Below are 15,245 nucleotides of genomic sequence, written 5' to 3'. Positions count from 1 at the left end.
GCTCAACTTGCATGTGTTAGGCACGCCGCCAGCGTTCATCCTGAGCCAGGATCAAACTCTCAAATAAAAGTTTATCAGGCTCAGATACTATTGTTATCTAAATATCTGGCTTTATGGTTTGTTTCTTAATATAAATTAACCTACTGTTTAATTTTCAATGTTCGTATTTTTTCTTGTTCCTTTTTTTCAAGGACAAGTAATACTATACCATCATTCAAACAGTAGGTCAATACTTTTTTTATTATTTTTTAGAAATTTTTTTCATATTCTTTTTTTAGCTTTTCTACGACCTTTTTTTCTAAGCGAGAAACAGTCATTTGAGATATATCTAATTCTTTAGCTATACTAGACTGGGTTTTATCGAAGAAAAATCTATCTTTAAATATTTTTACTTCTAACTCATTTAAAGTTTCAATAAACTTATTAATAAAATCTTCGTATTCTATACTTCCGAAATTACCTTCTTCTTTTCCTATTTTATCAATAAGAGTTATGTCTTTGTCTTCTGAATCATCATTACTTGATGAATCTAAAGACATAGGTTGATAACCATAAGATGCTTCCATAGCCTCTAGTACATCTTCTTCACTAACTCCTATATAGTCAGCGATATCTTTTACCTTTGGATGTTTTTTATTTTCTTGCTCTAGTTTAATTTTCGCATCACTTATCTTTTTGCTTAATTCTTGTATTCTTCTTGGTACTCTAAGTGTCCATACTTTATCTCTAAAATATTTTTTAATTTCTCCTACTATAGTTGGTGTTGCAAAACTGGAGAATTCAAATCCCTTTTCAACATCATATCTATCAATAGCATAAATTAATGCTAATGAAGCAACTTGATATATGTCTTCAAAATCAACACCCTTGTTTATATACTTTTTAGCTAACAACCTTGCTAAATATAGATGTCTTTCAATAAGAATATTCCTGATATCTACGTTTTTATTTGTATTATATAAATTAAATAGCTCTTTTGTATCCATATTTAGGTAATGTGTAGCATTAGCTACATTTTTCATTAAATATCAACTCCTAAATACTTAGTCATTTTTATTTTTGTTCCTTGATTACATTCTGATTCAATATCTACATCATCCATTAAAGTTTTAATTATAAATAATCCAAGACCACTTTCTTTTGGATTCTCTAAATCTGGTGTACTTATTGAGCTAACATCATATCCTTTTCCATTATCTTGAATCTCTATATTAATTGCATCGTCTAAAATATTAAATACTATATTGAATACATCATCATTACTATGTTTTATTGCATTGGTACATGCCTCTGATACTGCTACCTTTATATCTTCTATATCATCTATTGGAAACCCCATTTTATTTGCAATCCCAGACGCTGTTAATCTTATTATGCCTACATAATCTGGATTTGTAGTAATTTCCATCTTTATAGTTTCACAAGCCAAAATTTATCCCTCCACTTTAAATATTTTATCTAGACCTGTTATAGTAAAAATTTTCCTAACATTACTCTTAGGATTTACTATGTATATCTCTTTTTCATTTATTTTTAGTTTTTTTAAAACACCTATCATAGCTCCTAAACCTGTAGAATCTATATAATCTAAATCTTTAAGATTAATCTTTACATCCAACATGTTTCTTTCTATTAAACCATGTAAATGTTCTTTTAATTTATCTGCTGTAGAGACATCAAGTTCTCCATCAATACAAACATTCCAAAACTTATTTTGAGAATCTAAATTTGAATCTATATTCATAGACATGTAAAAACCTCCTATTTTCTCTTAATAATTTTAAATATATTACCTATACTCAATATCTTATTAATTACATAAACTATATCATCTATTCCCTTTGATATTGATGATGCATTTTCAACAATATCTTGTATATGTCTTTCATTGTAATCTACAATCTTATAAGCTTTTTCAACAACTTTATTTAAACTATTTAGAGTTTTAGCTAAATAAATTGCTACTATAAGAGCCGAACTACCTACTAACACTGCTCCTATTTGCCACCCCCATGCATTCATTAGTTAACATCTCCCTCGTCGTCAAAACTTTTACTTATTACTATATCTTCTTCTGAAATTTTTATATCTTCTTCATTATTATCATCATCTACTAAAGTTATTATTCTCTCTTTAACATCATTAAATGTTTCATGTAGAACTTCTTTTGGGTTTTCTTTCACTTTATCAAACTTATCTTTTGTCTCTTTTCTTAACTCAGAACCTTTTTTTGGTGCAAGAAACATACCAAATATAAAACCTAAAATGGCTCCTATTAATAAAAATCCACCTTTTTTACAACCTCTTTTATTACACATAACAACTACTCCTTTCAATTTTAAATTTTTATCTAAGTACATTATACAAAAAGAATAGGATATTTATCCTATTCTTCTTCAATATTTATTTTAGCAATCGAAACTACATTCACTTCTTCATTAGTCTTCATTAATTTAACACCACTTGTAACCCTTCCAAATAGTGAAATTTCATTAACTCTTATTCTAATAAGAACTCCATCAGAATTTATAATCATTATCTCATCATCTTCATTGACCATCTCTGCACCAACAATTGTACCAGTTTTTTCAGATATGTTATAAGTTTTAATTCCTTTTCCAGCTCTTATTTGGCTTCTATATTCTTCTATATTTGTTCTTTTACCAAAACCATTTCTACTGACAACTAATACATCTGTACCTTTACTACAAAGATTCATAGATACAACAAAGTCTTTTTTACTTAAAGTTATACCTTTTACACCCATTGCTGTTCTACCCATATATCTTATATCATTTTCATCAAACCTTATAGACATACCTTCATTAGTTACTAAAAGTACTTCCTGTTTTCCATCTGTTAGCTCTACTCCAATAAGTTCATCATCATCTCTTAAACCTATAGCAATAAGACCAGATTTGTTTATATTTTTAAACTCTTCTCGTTTAGTCTTTTTAACGATACCTTTTTTAGTTGTAAGTAATAAATATTCATTTTCATCATTACCATCTATAGGTATTAAAGTTGCAATCTTTTCGTCTGCTGACAATTGAAGTAAGTTTACTATAGCAGTACCTTTTGCTTGTCTCTTACCTTCAGGTATTTCATATGCATTTAATTTAAATACTCTACCCTTATTTGTAAAGAACAGTAATCTACTATGAGTAGTTGTAGTTATCAAGTGTCTTACAAAGTCCTCTTCTCTGGTTGTAAGTGCTGAGATACCTCTTCCACCTCTTTTTTGGCTCTTATAAGTATCAGATGGAAGTCTTTTTATATATCCAAAGTGAGTAAGAGTTATGGCTATTTCCTCATCACTTATAAGATCTCTCATATCTATCTCGCCTTCAGCATGTCTTATTTCTGTTCTTCTTTCATCAGAATAATTTTCTTTTATTATTGTCATTTCATCTTTTATTACATTTAAAAGTAATCTTTCATCAGCCAAAATTTCTTTTAATCTATTTATTTTCTTTATTAAGTCTTCATACTCAGCTTCTATCTTATCTCTTTCTAGACCTGTAAGTCTTTGAAGTCTCATATCTAGTATAGCTTGAGCTTGAATCTCAGTTAGATTGAATTTTTCTACTAAACCTATCTTAGCTTCTTGGCCTGTTTTTGAAGCTCTTATCAAGCTTATAACAGCATCTATATTATCTAAAGCAATTTTTAATCCTTCTAAAATATGTGCTCTTGCTTCAGCTTTGTTTAATTCAAATTTAGTTCTTCTTGTAACAACATCTTCTTGATGTTTAATATAATGATATAGTATTTGCTTAAGATTTAAAACTCTTGGTTGACCATCTACAAGAGCAAGCATTATTATACTAAATGTATCTTCCATTTGAGAATGTTTATACAGATTATTTAATACTATATTAGCATTAGCATCTCTCTTTAATTCTATAACAATTCTCATACCATTTCTATTACTTTCGTCTCTTAAATCTGATATACCTTCTATTCTTTTTTCTTTAACTAACTCAGCTATTCTCTCAACTAATTTAGCTTTATTTACTTGATAAGGTATTTCTGTAACTATTATCTGTTGTTTTCCTTTTGGAAGTTCTTCTATAAAAGCTCTAGATCTAACCTTAACTTTACCTCTTCCAGTTCTATATGCCTCTGCTATATTCTCTTTTCCCATTATAATTGCAGCTGTAGGAAAATCTGGACCTTGTATAAATTTTATTAAGTCCTCAACACTACAATCTGGATTGTCAATCAAATGTACAGTTGCATCAATTACTTCAGCTAAGTTATGTGGAGGTATTGAAGTTGCCATCCCAACAGCTATACCATTAGACCCATTCACTAATAGATTGGGATACCTTGCTGGTAGTACTGAAGGTTCTTTTAATGATTCATCAAAGTTTGGTTTAAAATCTACAGTTTCTTTTTCTATATCTCTTAATAATTCTAATGATAATTTACTCATCTTAGCTTCTGTATAACGCATTGCCGCTGGTGAGTCTCCATCAACAGAACCAAAGTTACCATGACCATCTACTAAAAGTGCTCTAGTTGAAAAGTCTTGAGCCATTCTAACCATTGCAAAATAAACAGCAGTATCTCCATGTGGATGGTACTTACCTAAAACGTCCCCAACAATACGGGCTGACTTTCTATATGGTTTATCTGGTGTTAAGTTTAATTCACTCATTGAGTATAGTATTCTTCTGTGAACTGGCTTTAGACCATCTCTAACATCAGGAAGAGCACGTCCAGCTATAACACTCATCGAATAATCGATATAAGATTTTTTCATTTCTTCCGCTATTTCAATAGGGAGTATTTTGTTATTTTCTTCCATGTATACTAATCCCCTCTCTCTATATATCTAAGTTTCTAACGAATCTTGCATTTTCTTCTATAAATTCTTTTCTTGGAGCAACCTTATCACCCATAAGCATTGAAAATACTTCATCTGCAATTGCAGCATCTTCTACAGTTACTTGCAATAAAGTTCTTGTATCAGGATTCATAGTGGTATCCCATAATTGTTCTGCATTCATCTCTCCAAGACCTTTATATCTTTGAAGTTCTGCACCATTTCTTCCAATTTCATCTAATAAAACATTTAATTCTTTATCTGAATAAACATAATGTTCCTTTTTTTGCTTTGTTACTTTATATAAAGGAGGTTGTGCTGCATAAACATACCCCTCATCTATAAGAGGTCTCATGTATCTAAAGAAGAATGTTAATAGTAAAGTTCTTATATGAGCTCCATCTACATCGGCATCGGTCATAATTATAATTTTATGATATCTAGCCTTATCTATATCAAAATCTTCTCCTATACCACAACCATAAGCTGTTATCATATTTTTTATTTCGTCTGAAGATAATATTCTATCTAGTCTTGATTTTTCGACATTAAGTATCTTACCTCTTAATGGAAGTATCGCTTGACTATTTCTATCTCTACCTTGTTTTGCGGAACCTCCCGCTGAATCTCCTTCGACTAAGAATATTTCACTTTTAGCAGGATCTTTTTCTGCACAATCTGCTAATTTTCCAGGTAAAGATGTGCTTTCTAAAACACTCTTTCTTCTTGTTAATTCTCTTGCTTTCTTTGCAGCTTCTCTAGCTCTTTGTGCTCTCAAAGCTTTATCAACTATTATTCTAGCTGTTGCTGGATTTTCCTCTAAGAAAGAGCCAAGTTCATCAACTGTTACACTATCAACTACACCTCTCATAAAACTATTACCTAGTTTTGTTTTAGTTTGTCCTTCAAATTGAGGCTCTGGTAATTTAACTGATACTACAGCTGTAAGTCCTTCTCTTATATCTTCACCTAATAAATTAACATCATTTTCTTTTAAGAATTTATTTCTCTTAGCATAATCATTTACAGTTTTAGTAAGAGCTGCTTTGAATCCACTTAAATGAGCTCCTCCTTCATGCGTATTTATATTATTTGCAAAAGAATATATGTTCTCTGTATAACCATCCGTATATTGCATAGCTAATTCGACAATACAATCATCAACTTTTTTATCTATATAAACTATGTCATCATGTATTCCAGTTCTAGATTTATTTAAATACTTAATATATTCTACTAGACCACCTGTATAGTGAAATTCTTTTCTTTTTTCTTGATTTTCTCTTTTATCTTCAAATACTATTTTTATTCCTTTATTTAAAAAAGAAAGTTCTCTAAGTCTATATTCTAATGTTTCATATTTAAACTCTATTTCATCAAATATAGTAGCATCAGGCATAAATTGAATTATTGTTCCTGTACTTTGAGATTCTCCAACTATCTCAATCTTAGATGTTGGTAGACCTTTTTCATATGTCTGCTTATATATTTTTCCATTTAAATAAACTTCTGCTATCATCCATTTTGATAATGCATTAACTACAGAAACACCAACTCCATGAAGACCTCCAGATACTTTATATCCTCCGCCTCCAAATTTTCCTCCTGCATGAAGATTAGTTAATACTGTTTCTAAAGTCGATTTTCCAGTCTTAGGATGTGTTTCGACTGGGATACCTCTTCCGTCATCTTTTACTAAAATACTGCCATCTTCATTAATAGATACATATATATTTGAACAATAGCCTTGTAAAGCCTCATCGATACTATTATCTACAACTTCATAAACTAAGTGGTGTAAACCTCTTGGGCTTGTACTACCAATATACATACCTGGTCTTTTTCTAACGGCCTCTAATCCCTCTAATACCTGTATCTGACTTGCACCGTATTCTTGTTTCATTTAATTTCCTCCATTCTCTATGCTAATAACATTGCCGTTTTCAATATTAAATATTGTAACATCCTTTTCATCAAATATTTTTTTATGTGAAATTTCAGCACTTGTTATAAACATTTGAACATTGCTTAAATTATTTACTAAAAGTTTTTGTCTTGCTTCATCTAACTCACTAAAAACATCATCTAAAATTAATACTGGATATTCTTCAACCTCATTTTTTATTAATTCTATCTCTGATAGCTTTAATGATATTGAAGCAGTTCTTTGTTGACCTTGTGAACCAAAAAGTCTTGCATCTAAATCATTTATGAATATATTTAAGTCATCCTTGTGTATACCATATCTAGTAGTTCTAGATTCTATATCATTAGGTCTATTTGATGACAACTTGGCTAAAAATTTATTATATACTGTTTCTATAGTATCTTCGTCAGTTATATTTATTTGAGTTTTATATTTGATTGATAATTTTTCAACTCCATTAGTCAAATTCATATGCATATGTTCAGATATATTAGCTATCTTTTTTATAAAGTCTCTGCGTAAAATATAAATATAACTTCCGTATTTTGCTAGTGTATCATCATATACATCTAATAAAGCTTCATCAACATGCATGCTTTTTAGAACTCTACTTCTTTGAGAAAGTATTTTATTGTAATTAGTAAGATAATTATAATATTTAGGAATAATTTGGCTAATCTCTTTATCTATGAAAGTCCTTCTCTCTTTAGGACCTTCTTTAACCAGTCTTAAATCTTCAGGTGAAAATATGACAACATTTAAGTTGCCAAGTAATTCCTGCATTTTTTGCAAAGGAACTTTATTTATTCGTATCCCCTTTTTATCTTTTCCAATAATTAGCTCTATTAGACTATATTTATTATATTTTGAAAAACTTCCTCCAACATATAAATTTTCACTATTAAATCTAACCATTTCTCTATCTTTGTTGGTTCTAAATGACTTGCCAAAAGAAAGCATATAAATAGATTCTACTATATTTGTCTTTCCTTGACCATTTTTTCCAACAAGAAGATTCACTTTACCATTAAATTCCAGATGCAACTTTTCATAATTTCTAAAATTAACAAGCTGCAAACTTTTAAGTTTCACAAAAAGTTCTCCTTTTTTACAATACTTTTATTTTAGTTCCTTCTATCTCAACTATATCTCCTGATTTTATCTTTTTCCCTCTTCTTAATTCTATTTCATCATTTACAGTCACTAAACCTTCTTGAATTAAAAATTTTGCATGACCTCCGGTTGATGCAATCTCTGCTAGTTTTAGGAATTGATCTAACTTTATATAGTCTGATTCTATAGTTATTTCAGTCATAAGAGTTCCTCCTTGCCATTATTTTAGGTAAATAGGTATTAATACACTAAAAGTATATTATACCATAAAAATACTTGCAAAAGGAGTTGCCTAAGATTAGAAAAATTTTTCTACAAAAGACAACTCCTTAATATCTACTATATATTAGATGATATTCTTACTGGAAGTAATAAGTAAATATAATTAATATCATCTGTTGGTTTAATTATACAAGGATTTACATTTGTAGTAAATTCTATAAATATTTCCTCATTATCTATATTTTTCAATCCTTCAATAAAGTATCGAGAGTTAAAAGCTATATCTAAATAATCTCCATCTAAATCTATTTCAACTTCTTCATAGACATTTCCTTTTTCTGTATTAGAAGTAATTGCCATTACTTTATCCCTTATAGATAATTTTATAAGGTTATTTTTTTCTGATTGAGACAATAAAGATGCTCTTTCTATACTATTTAAAAGTTCTTTAGTATTTAACTTTACTCTACTATTATGCTCTCTTGGCAATAATTTTTTATAATCAATAAAATCTCCTTCAAGTAATCTTGTAATAATTTTTGTATCATTAATTATAAAAATAGCATTTTTTTCGTTAAATCCAACTTTAACATTATCTTCTCCAGAAAGCAAGCTATTTACATCTATAAGTGTCTTTCCTGGAATTATTACTTTTATATTTTCAGTTAAACTATCAACTGAACAGCTTTTTACAGCTAATCTATAGCCATCAATTGCTACTAGATTTAAATTTTTATCTACAATTTCTAGAAGTTCTCCCATTAAAACAGGTTTTGTTTGGTCTTGTGAAATAGCAAATACAGTTTGTTTAATCATATTTTTTAGGAGTTCTTGAGGTATGCTGTATAAATCTTCTTCATTTAATTCTGGTAGTTTAGGAAATTCTTTAGCTGCATATCCTTTAATTTTAAATCTTGAATTTACACAATTTATGTAAATATTATTTTCTGAATCTGTTTCTATCTCAACAAAAGAATCTGGTAATTTTCTAATTATATCTCCAAATAATCTTGCATCTACAACAACATCACCTTTTTCTATAATCTCTGCTTGTACATAAGTTTCTATTCCTATCTCCGCATCATATCCAGTAAGTTTTAACTGGCCTTCTTCTGTAGATATAAGTATACCCTTTAATAGTTCTATAGTTGTTTTTCCATTAATAGCTTTTTGAGCAATCCCGATTCTATTTGCTAGGATTTTTTGATTACAAATTATTTTCAATGTGGATAACCTCCTCTGGCTTTTTATATAAAAAAATAAGTTAAAATCATAGTAGTAATAGTAGTAGGTGTTGTTGATAATGTTAATAAGTACATGTAACATTATAAATGCAAAGATATCAACATGTGTATAAGATGTTGATATCTTTGTTATTTTATACTTAATTATTTGTTAATAAATTTTAATATAAAAAAGTTATTCAATAGATATAAACAGACAATTGTGTATAAATTATCCCTTTAAATCTGATATAATTTTGTCTATTTTAGTCTTAATTTCTTCGCTTTCTTCTATGTCTCTAGATACTTTATCATGAGCATGAATTACTGTTGTATGATCTCTTCCTCCAAATTCTTCACCTATTTTAGGGAGAGACAAATCAGTAAGTTCGCGCGTTAAATACATAGCTATTTGTCTTGGAAAAGCTATTGAACGAGTTCTTTTTTTAGAATTAAAATCTTCCATTTTTAAATTGAATACAGAAGAAACTTTTTCTTTTATTCTAAGCACATTGATTTCTTCATTTTTAGAAGTTGTTATAATATCTTTTAAAGCTTCTGTAGCAAGATCAAAAGATATCACTCTATTACTAAGAGAAGAGTAAGCAACTACTCTAGTTAAGGCACCTTCTAGTTCTCTTATATTTGACTTAATATTTTTTGCTATATATGACATAACTTCGTTTGGCACTTCTATACGTTCTAGTTGAGCCTTTTTTCTAAGGATAGCAATCCTTGTTTCAAAGTCTGGTGCCTGAATATCAGTTATAAGTCCCATTTCAAATCTCGATCTTAATCTATCTTCTAGTGTAGGTATATCTTTTGGTGGTCTATCACTAGAGATAATTATTTGTTTATTTGCCTCATGAAGAGTATTAAATGTATGGAAAAACTCTTCTTGAGTTCTTTCCTTCCCAGCTATAAATTGAATATCATCAATTAATAAGACATCTACATTTCTATATTTATTTCTAAATTCTTCATTTTTATCATCTTTTATAGAGTTTATAAGTTCATTAGTAAATTTTTCTGAAGAAACATAAACAACTTTTGAATCTTTTTTTTGGCTGACAATATGATGTCCAATAGCGTGCATTAAATGAGTTTTACCTAAGCCAACCCCTCCATACAAAAAAAGTGGATTGTAAGCTTTAGCAGGAGATTCAGCAACTGCAACACATGCAGCATGAGCAAATCTATTGCTATTACCAATAACGAACGTATCAAATGTGTATTTTGGATTCAGGTTAGGGTAAAGTACTCTATAATTTAAATCTGCACTATCAGAATTTAGGTCAGCAACTTCTTTTTCGCTCAATACAAATTTAATATTATACTTTTTTAATGACAGTTGATTTATAGCATCTTCAATTAAATGCAAATATCTATTTTCTAGAATATCTTTATTAAAATCACTAGGAGCTAGTAGTATCAAGTCATTAAGATGTATTTTTAATGGTACGATGTTTTTAAAAAAGGTATTAAAACTTACTGAAGTTAAGTCACCTTTTATTAATTGTAGGGTTTTGTCCCATAAAGAAACTATATCCATAATATAAACCTCCGAACAGAATAATTAATATTTTCCACAAAGTTATTAACAGAAAAGCAAAAATATATATAAATTTTACAGAATAACTAAATTTATGGATAATGGTGTTGATAAATTAATAATAGTATAAATTATTAAAAAAATATGAAAAGATATAAACAATATGTAGATAAAGTTATAAATAACATAAACATACAATAAATGGTGATTATAACTAGAGTATTGTCAGTAATCTTAAAAGTTATACACAAAAGTATCCACAAGCTGTGAATAATTTTTAATAAGTTGATAACATTTATACACATTATCAACAAGTATATTTATAATATCAAAATATATGTCAAACTTCAATGATTTGTAACTAATTTATCCACAATATTAACTAATTGTTGATAAAAATATAAACATGTTAAATTTGCTTTATTTGTGTATATAATTGAAAAAAATAATTTAGAATAAAATTAAATAGATTTTTACTAGTATTTTCAATAAAAAAAATACATAATATATATATGGTAGATTTTGTGATGCAAGCATACCAAAAACTCGTTGACAACGATAGTAAAAGTATTTATAATTATATGTGTTATGTTTACTTTGAGGGTAAAGTTATTATTTTTATAAACGGAAAATGAAATCTGAAAGGCGGTGCAAAATAATGAGTAAAAGAACTTATCAACCAAAAAAGAGACAAAGAAGTAAAGAACATGGTTTCAGAAAAAGAATGAAGACGTCTAACGGAAGAAACGTGTTAAAAAGAAGAAGAGCTAAAGGAAGAAATAGATTAACTCATTAATTACAAAAGGGCCGCTGCAAAGGTGGCCTTTTTGTGTAAATAATTACAATGCATAGCTGTGTTTATGGAGGTTAACTATGGACTTTAATAGGACAAAGGGGTTAAAAAAAGACTCTGATTTTAGAAAAGTATATAAACACGGCAAATCTTTTGCAAACAGATATTTAGTAATATATATACTTAAAAATAAATCAGATTATAGTAGAATAGGTATTTCTGTTTCAAAGAAAGTAGGAAAAGCTATCACTAGAAATAGAGTAAGAAGATTAATAAAAGAAGTCTACAGATTAAATATTGATGAAAAAATTAAGCCTGGATATGATATAGTATTTATAGCAAGAGTATCTAGTAAAGATGCTAGTTTTAAAGAGATAGACAAGTCTATAAAAAATTTAGTTAAAAGAACGGATATTTCTCTTTAAATTGTATGCTATAAATATGGAGGTTAATAATTTTGAATAAAATAATTTATATATTAAAGGAAATAAGTAGGTATTTATCGAATTTATGTATTTATTTAGTAAAATTTTATCAAAAGTATATATCTCCCTTAAAGGGACCTACTTGTAGATTCTATCCAACTTGCTCACAATATTCAATAGAGGCATTTAAAAAATATGGATTTGTAAAAGGTATGTACTTAACAATAAGAAGACTTCTAAAATGTCATCCTTTTCATCCAGGAGGTTACGACCCTCTAAAATAAAAGAGAGTAACTATTAGGAGGTATAAAAAAATTGAATATAATAGGAAATTTCTTAGGATTAATTCTTAAGGTAATATTTGAATTTGTTAACCACTATGGTATTTCTATAATAATTTTTACTATACTTGTAAAGATTATTTTACTACCATTAACAGTTAAACAGACTAAGTCAACAAAGGCAATGCAAGATATACAACCTCGTATAAAAGAGATACAAGAAAAATATAAAAATAAGCCAGAAAAACAAAATGAAGAAATTGTTAAGTTATATGGAGAAGCTAAAATTAATCCACTATCTGGTTGTTTACCTTTATTAATACAGTTTCCTATATTAATAGGATTATTTAGCGTTTTAAGAGAGCCAGTTGCTCATGGCGTTTTTGCAAATCAAGCTGCATTTATGGCAGCTGACAATGGGTTTTTATGGATAAAAAGTTTAACAGCACCAGATTATGTATTAGCAGTATTTTCAGGAGCAAGTGCATATGTAATGCAAAAGGTAATGACTCCAAAGGACCAACTACAAGGCTCTATGAAAGTAATGACATATGTAATGGCAGGGATGTCTTTCTATTGGGGATTTATATTCCCAGCAGGACTTACATTGTACTGGACAGTAAGTAACTTATTCTCAATAGCTCAGTATTACTTAATAATGAATCCTTTAAAAGCTAAGCTGGCTGCTAACTCTAAGGAGGAAAAAGTTAATGAGAAAAAGCCTAAAATTAATAAAAAGTAAAAGTAAAGAAGAAGCTATAAATAAGGCGATAGCAGATTTAAATTTAAAAGTAGAGGATATAGAGGTAGAAATACTAGAAAACCCAAGCAAGGGGTTTTTAGGTTTTATAGGTGCTAAAGATGGTACCTATGAAATTTTTGTTATTGAAAGGGAACTAGATGTAGCTAAAAATTTTATAGAGGTAATGTTGAAAAATGCAAATGTTGATGCCAAAGTCAATGTATCTCAAAAAGATAATTTAATCATGGTTGATATTGAAGGCAAAGAAGCTGCAAGTTTAATTGGTAGAAGAGGGGAAACTTTAGATTCTATTCAATTTTTAACTGGATTAGCTCTTAATAAAATAAATAAAGACTCTCATACAAGAGTACTTGTAGATATAGAAAACTATAGGTCAAAAAGAGAAGAATCTTTAATAAGATATGCTAATAAGGTTGCTAGAGAAGTAGCGAAAACAAGAAAAACTAAAAAATTAGATTATATGAATCCATATGAGAGAAGAATAATACATTCAGCCCTTCAAAATGACAAATATGTAATTACATATAGTGAAGGAACCGATCCATATAGAAGATTAGTAATTGAGTGTAAAAGATAAAATCAACCTCCTAAACATTAGGGGGTTTTATTTTTTAATCTTATTAAATCATTGTAATTGGTCAAAAATAAATCTATATGTAAAAATTATAAATTAAGAGGTGATAAATTTGTTTATAGATGATACAATAGCGGCTATAGCTACAGCACCTGGAGAAGGTGGTATAGGTATACTGAGAATAAGTGGAGAAAAAGCTTTAAAAGTTGCAGAAGAAATCTTTAAATCCATGTCAGGAAAGAGTATAAAAGATTATAATAAAAGAACATTAATATATGGAAATATTGTAGATAATGAAAATGCAATAGATGAAGTATTATTGGCATATATGAAGGGTCCCAATTCATACACAGGAGAAGATGTTATAGAAATAAATTGCCATGGTGGATTTATTTCAGTAAAGAAAATTTTAGAACTAATATTATCTAAAGATGTTAGATTGGCAGAAGCTGGGGAGTTTACTAAAAGAGCATTTTTAAACGGAAGAATAGATTTATCTCAAGCAGAAGCAGTAATAGATGTTATAAAGGCAAAAACTGATATAGCTCATGAAGTTGCTCAAAACCAGTTAGAGGGTTCTCTATCAAAGAAGATAAGAGACTTAAGAGATAAAGTTACTGAGATACTGGCACATGTAGAAGTTGCTATAGATTATCCTGAAGAAGATATTGAACATATAACATATCAAACGCTTAAGGATAAAACTGGTGAACTTAAAAAAGAAATTAAAAAATTATATGATACAGCTGAAAGTGGGAAAATACTTAGAGAAGGCTTGAAAACAGTAATTGTTGGGAAACCAAATGTAGGAAAATCTTCACTGCTTAACTCTATTTTGGGAGAAAATAGAGCTATAGTTACAGACATACCAGGAACTACTAGAGATGTTATAGAGGAATTTGTTAATATAAAAGGTATACCTCTTAAGATAGTTGATACAGCCGGTATAAGAGATACTGATGATATAGTTGAAAAAATAGGAGTTGAGAAATCTAAAGAATCATTTACAAGTGCTGATTTAATTATAATGGTTTTAGATGCATCAAGAAAGTTGTCAGAAGAAGATATAGAAATATTAAAGAATCTTAAAGATAAACAAACAATAGTACTATTAAATAAAAATGACTTAAAACAAGAGATTGAAGAAGAAAAAATACTTAAATATGTAGAAAATAATAGTATAATAAGAATATCAGCTTTACAGCAAGAAGGCATAGAAGCATTACAAGATAAGATAGAGTCTATGGTATATAAAGGAAGTATCAAAAACAATTCTAGTTTAATAGTAACTAATTCTAGACATAAGGATGCACTTGGTAAGGCATATAAGTCTGCAACAGATGCTTTAATTGCTCTAGAACAAAGTATGCCATTTGACTTTGTAGAAGTAGATTTAAAAAATATATGGGACTACCTTGGATATATTAATGGAGATACAGTAACAGAAGATTTACTAGATAATATATTCCATAACTTCTGTATAGGAAAATAGGATGTAAAATACAAAAGGAAAGAAAATATAGAAGTAATAAATTTCATTT

At 28.5% G+C, this 15,245-nt stretch carries 17 protein-coding genes and 1 rRNA gene; 6 read left to right on the top strand and 12 right to left on the bottom strand.

What is annotated here, in order from left to right:
• The 12 genes from IC175_RS16625 to dnaA form a co-directional block, all read right to left on the bottom strand.
• A 16S ribosomal RNA gene (locus tag IC175_RS16625) occupies positions 1-67 on the bottom strand; the annotation flags it as partial.
• A 181-nt stretch (positions 68-248) separates the two neighbouring features.
• Positions 249-1,022, bottom strand: coding sequence for a SigB/SigF/SigG family RNA polymerase sigma factor (locus IC175_RS16620; protein WP_227436593.1), 774 nt, complete (start codon positions 1,020-1,022; stop codon positions 249-251).
• The gene (locus IC175_RS16615) at positions 1,022-1,429 is read right to left on the bottom strand and encodes an ATP-binding protein (protein WP_227436592.1); all 408 of its coding nucleotides are present in this window, start codon (positions 1,427-1,429) and stop codon (positions 1,022-1,024) included. The genes IC175_RS16620 and IC175_RS16615 overlap by 1 nt, the downstream gene beginning before the upstream one ends.
• A gap of 3 nt (positions 1,430-1,432) precedes the next feature.
• Positions 1,433-1,750 carry an STAS domain-containing protein gene (locus tag IC175_RS16610; protein WP_227436590.1) on the bottom strand — a complete coding sequence of 106 codons (318 nt, stop codon included), beginning with the start codon at positions 1,748-1,750 and terminating at the stop codon, positions 1,433-1,435.
• Between the two features lie 11 nt (positions 1,751-1,761).
• Entirely contained in the window at positions 1,762-2,022 is a 261-nt protein-coding gene (locus IC175_RS16605) for a hypothetical protein (RefSeq protein ID WP_054272124.1), read from the bottom strand.
• Positions 2,022-2,318: a YtxH domain-containing protein gene (locus IC175_RS16600; RefSeq protein WP_227436588.1), complete on the bottom strand. Its 297-nt coding sequence runs from the start codon at positions 2,316-2,318 to the stop codon at positions 2,022-2,024. The genes IC175_RS16605 and IC175_RS16600 overlap by 1 nt, the downstream gene beginning before the upstream one ends.
• A 68-nt stretch (positions 2,319-2,386) precedes the next feature.
• Positions 2,387-4,813: a DNA gyrase subunit A gene (gyrA, locus tag IC175_RS16595; protein ID WP_227436586.1), complete on the bottom strand. Its 2,427-nt coding sequence runs from the start codon at positions 4,811-4,813 to the stop codon at positions 2,387-2,389.
• A gap of 19 nt (positions 4,814-4,832) precedes the next feature.
• On the bottom strand, positions 4,833-6,734 hold the full coding sequence (gene gyrB, locus IC175_RS16590; RefSeq protein ID WP_227436584.1) for a DNA topoisomerase (ATP-hydrolyzing) subunit B: 1,902 nt from the start codon (positions 6,732-6,734) through the stop codon (positions 4,833-4,835).
• Positions 6,735-7,850, bottom strand: a complete 1,116-nt coding sequence (gene recF / locus IC175_RS16585) for a DNA replication/repair protein RecF (RefSeq protein WP_227436582.1) — start codon at positions 7,848-7,850, stop codon at positions 6,735-6,737.
• Between the two features lie 16 nt (positions 7,851-7,866).
• Positions 7,867-8,073: a S4 domain-containing protein YaaA gene (gene yaaA, locus IC175_RS16580; RefSeq protein ID WP_227436580.1), complete on the bottom strand. Its 207-nt coding sequence runs from the start codon at positions 8,071-8,073 to the stop codon at positions 7,867-7,869.
• A 137-nt stretch (positions 8,074-8,210) separates the two neighbouring features.
• Entirely contained in the window at positions 8,211-9,317 is a 1,107-nt protein-coding gene (gene dnaN, locus IC175_RS16575; RefSeq protein ID WP_227436578.1) for a DNA polymerase III subunit beta, read from the bottom strand.
• A 231-nt stretch (positions 9,318-9,548) separates the two neighbouring features.
• Complete coding sequence (gene dnaA, locus IC175_RS16570; protein WP_255613010.1) at positions 9,549-10,868, bottom strand: chromosomal replication initiator protein DnaA; 1,320 nt, start codon at positions 10,866-10,868, stop codon at positions 9,549-9,551.
• A 658-nt stretch (positions 10,869-11,526) separates the two neighbouring features.
• Between dnaA and rpmH the strand changes: the two genes are divergently transcribed.
• From rpmH to mnmE, 6 genes are all read left to right on the top strand, one after another.
• Positions 11,527-11,664, top strand: a complete 138-nt coding sequence (gene rpmH / locus IC175_RS16565) for a 50S ribosomal protein L34 (protein WP_003420485.1) — start codon at positions 11,527-11,529, stop codon at positions 11,662-11,664.
• A gap of 77 nt (positions 11,665-11,741) precedes the next feature.
• Positions 11,742-12,086 (top strand): ribonuclease P protein component, encoded by a 345-nt coding sequence (gene rnpA, locus IC175_RS16560; protein WP_227436576.1) that lies wholly within the window; start codon positions 11,742-11,744, stop codon positions 12,084-12,086.
• Between the two features lie 32 nt (positions 12,087-12,118).
• The gene (gene yidD / locus IC175_RS16555; RefSeq protein WP_227436574.1) at positions 12,119-12,370 is read left to right on the top strand and encodes a membrane protein insertion efficiency factor YidD; all 252 of its coding nucleotides are present in this window, start codon (positions 12,119-12,121) and stop codon (positions 12,368-12,370) included.
• Positions 12,371-12,401: 31 nt separating this feature from the next.
• Entirely contained in the window at positions 12,402-13,109 is a 708-nt protein-coding gene (locus IC175_RS16550; RefSeq protein ID WP_227436572.1) for a YidC/Oxa1 family membrane protein insertase, read from the top strand.
• Complete coding sequence (gene jag / locus IC175_RS16545; RefSeq protein ID WP_227825086.1) at positions 13,078-13,707, top strand: RNA-binding cell elongation regulator Jag/EloR; 630 nt, start codon at positions 13,078-13,080, stop codon at positions 13,705-13,707. Before IC175_RS16550 ends, jag begins: the two co-directional genes overlap by 32 nt.
• A 109-nt stretch (positions 13,708-13,816) precedes the next feature.
• Complete coding sequence (gene mnmE, locus IC175_RS16540; protein WP_227851741.1) at positions 13,817-15,196, top strand: tRNA uridine-5-carboxymethylaminomethyl(34) synthesis GTPase MnmE; 1,380 nt, start codon at positions 13,817-13,819, stop codon at positions 15,194-15,196.
• Positions 15,197-15,245: the final 49 nt, after the last annotated feature.

Source organism: Clostridioides sp. ES-S-0123-01, from assembly GCF_020658415.1.
Taxonomy (GTDB): domain Bacteria; phylum Bacillota; class Clostridia; order Peptostreptococcales; family Peptostreptococcaceae; genus Clostridioides.
This window is presented reverse-complemented; position numbering and strand designations above follow the sequence as displayed.

Excerpts from the sequence above, each read along its gene's own strand:
- IC175_RS16605 (WP_054272124.1), bottom strand. The coding sequence starts at position 2,022 with ATGAATGCATGGGGGTGGCAAATAGGAGCAGTGTTAGTAGGTAGTTCG.
- jag (WP_227825086.1), top strand. The coding sequence starts at position 13,078 with ATGAGAAAAAGCCTAAAATTAATAAAAAGTAAAAGTAAAGAAGAAGCT.
- gyrA (WP_227436586.1), bottom strand. The coding sequence starts at position 4,813 with ATGGAAGAAAATAACAAAATACTCCCTATTGAAATAGCGGAAGAAATG.
- IC175_RS16600 (WP_227436588.1), bottom strand. The coding sequence starts at position 2,318 with ATGTGTAATAAAAGAGGTTGTAAAAAAGGTGGATTTTTATTAATAGGA.
- yaaA (WP_227436580.1), bottom strand. The coding sequence starts at position 8,073 with ATGACTGAAATAACTATAGAATCAGACTATATAAAGTTAGATCAATTC.
- IC175_RS16620 (WP_227436593.1), bottom strand. The coding sequence starts at position 1,022 with ATGAAAAATGTAGCTAATGCTACACATTACCTAAATATGGATACAAAA.
- dnaA (WP_255613010.1), bottom strand. The coding sequence starts at position 10,868 with ATGGATATAGTTTCTTTATGGGACAAAACCCTACAATTAATAAAAGGT.
- rpmH (WP_003420485.1), top strand. The coding sequence starts at position 11,527 with ATGAGTAAAAGAACTTATCAACCAAAAAAGAGACAAAGAAGTAAAGAA.
- IC175_RS16610 (WP_227436590.1), bottom strand. The coding sequence starts at position 1,750 with ATGTCTATGAATATAGATTCAAATTTAGATTCTCAAAATAAGTTTTGG.
- gyrB (WP_227436584.1), bottom strand. The coding sequence starts at position 6,734 with ATGAAACAAGAATACGGTGCAAGTCAGATACAGGTATTAGAGGGATTA.
- rnpA (WP_227436576.1), top strand. The coding sequence starts at position 11,742 with ATGGACTTTAATAGGACAAAGGGGTTAAAAAAAGACTCTGATTTTAGA.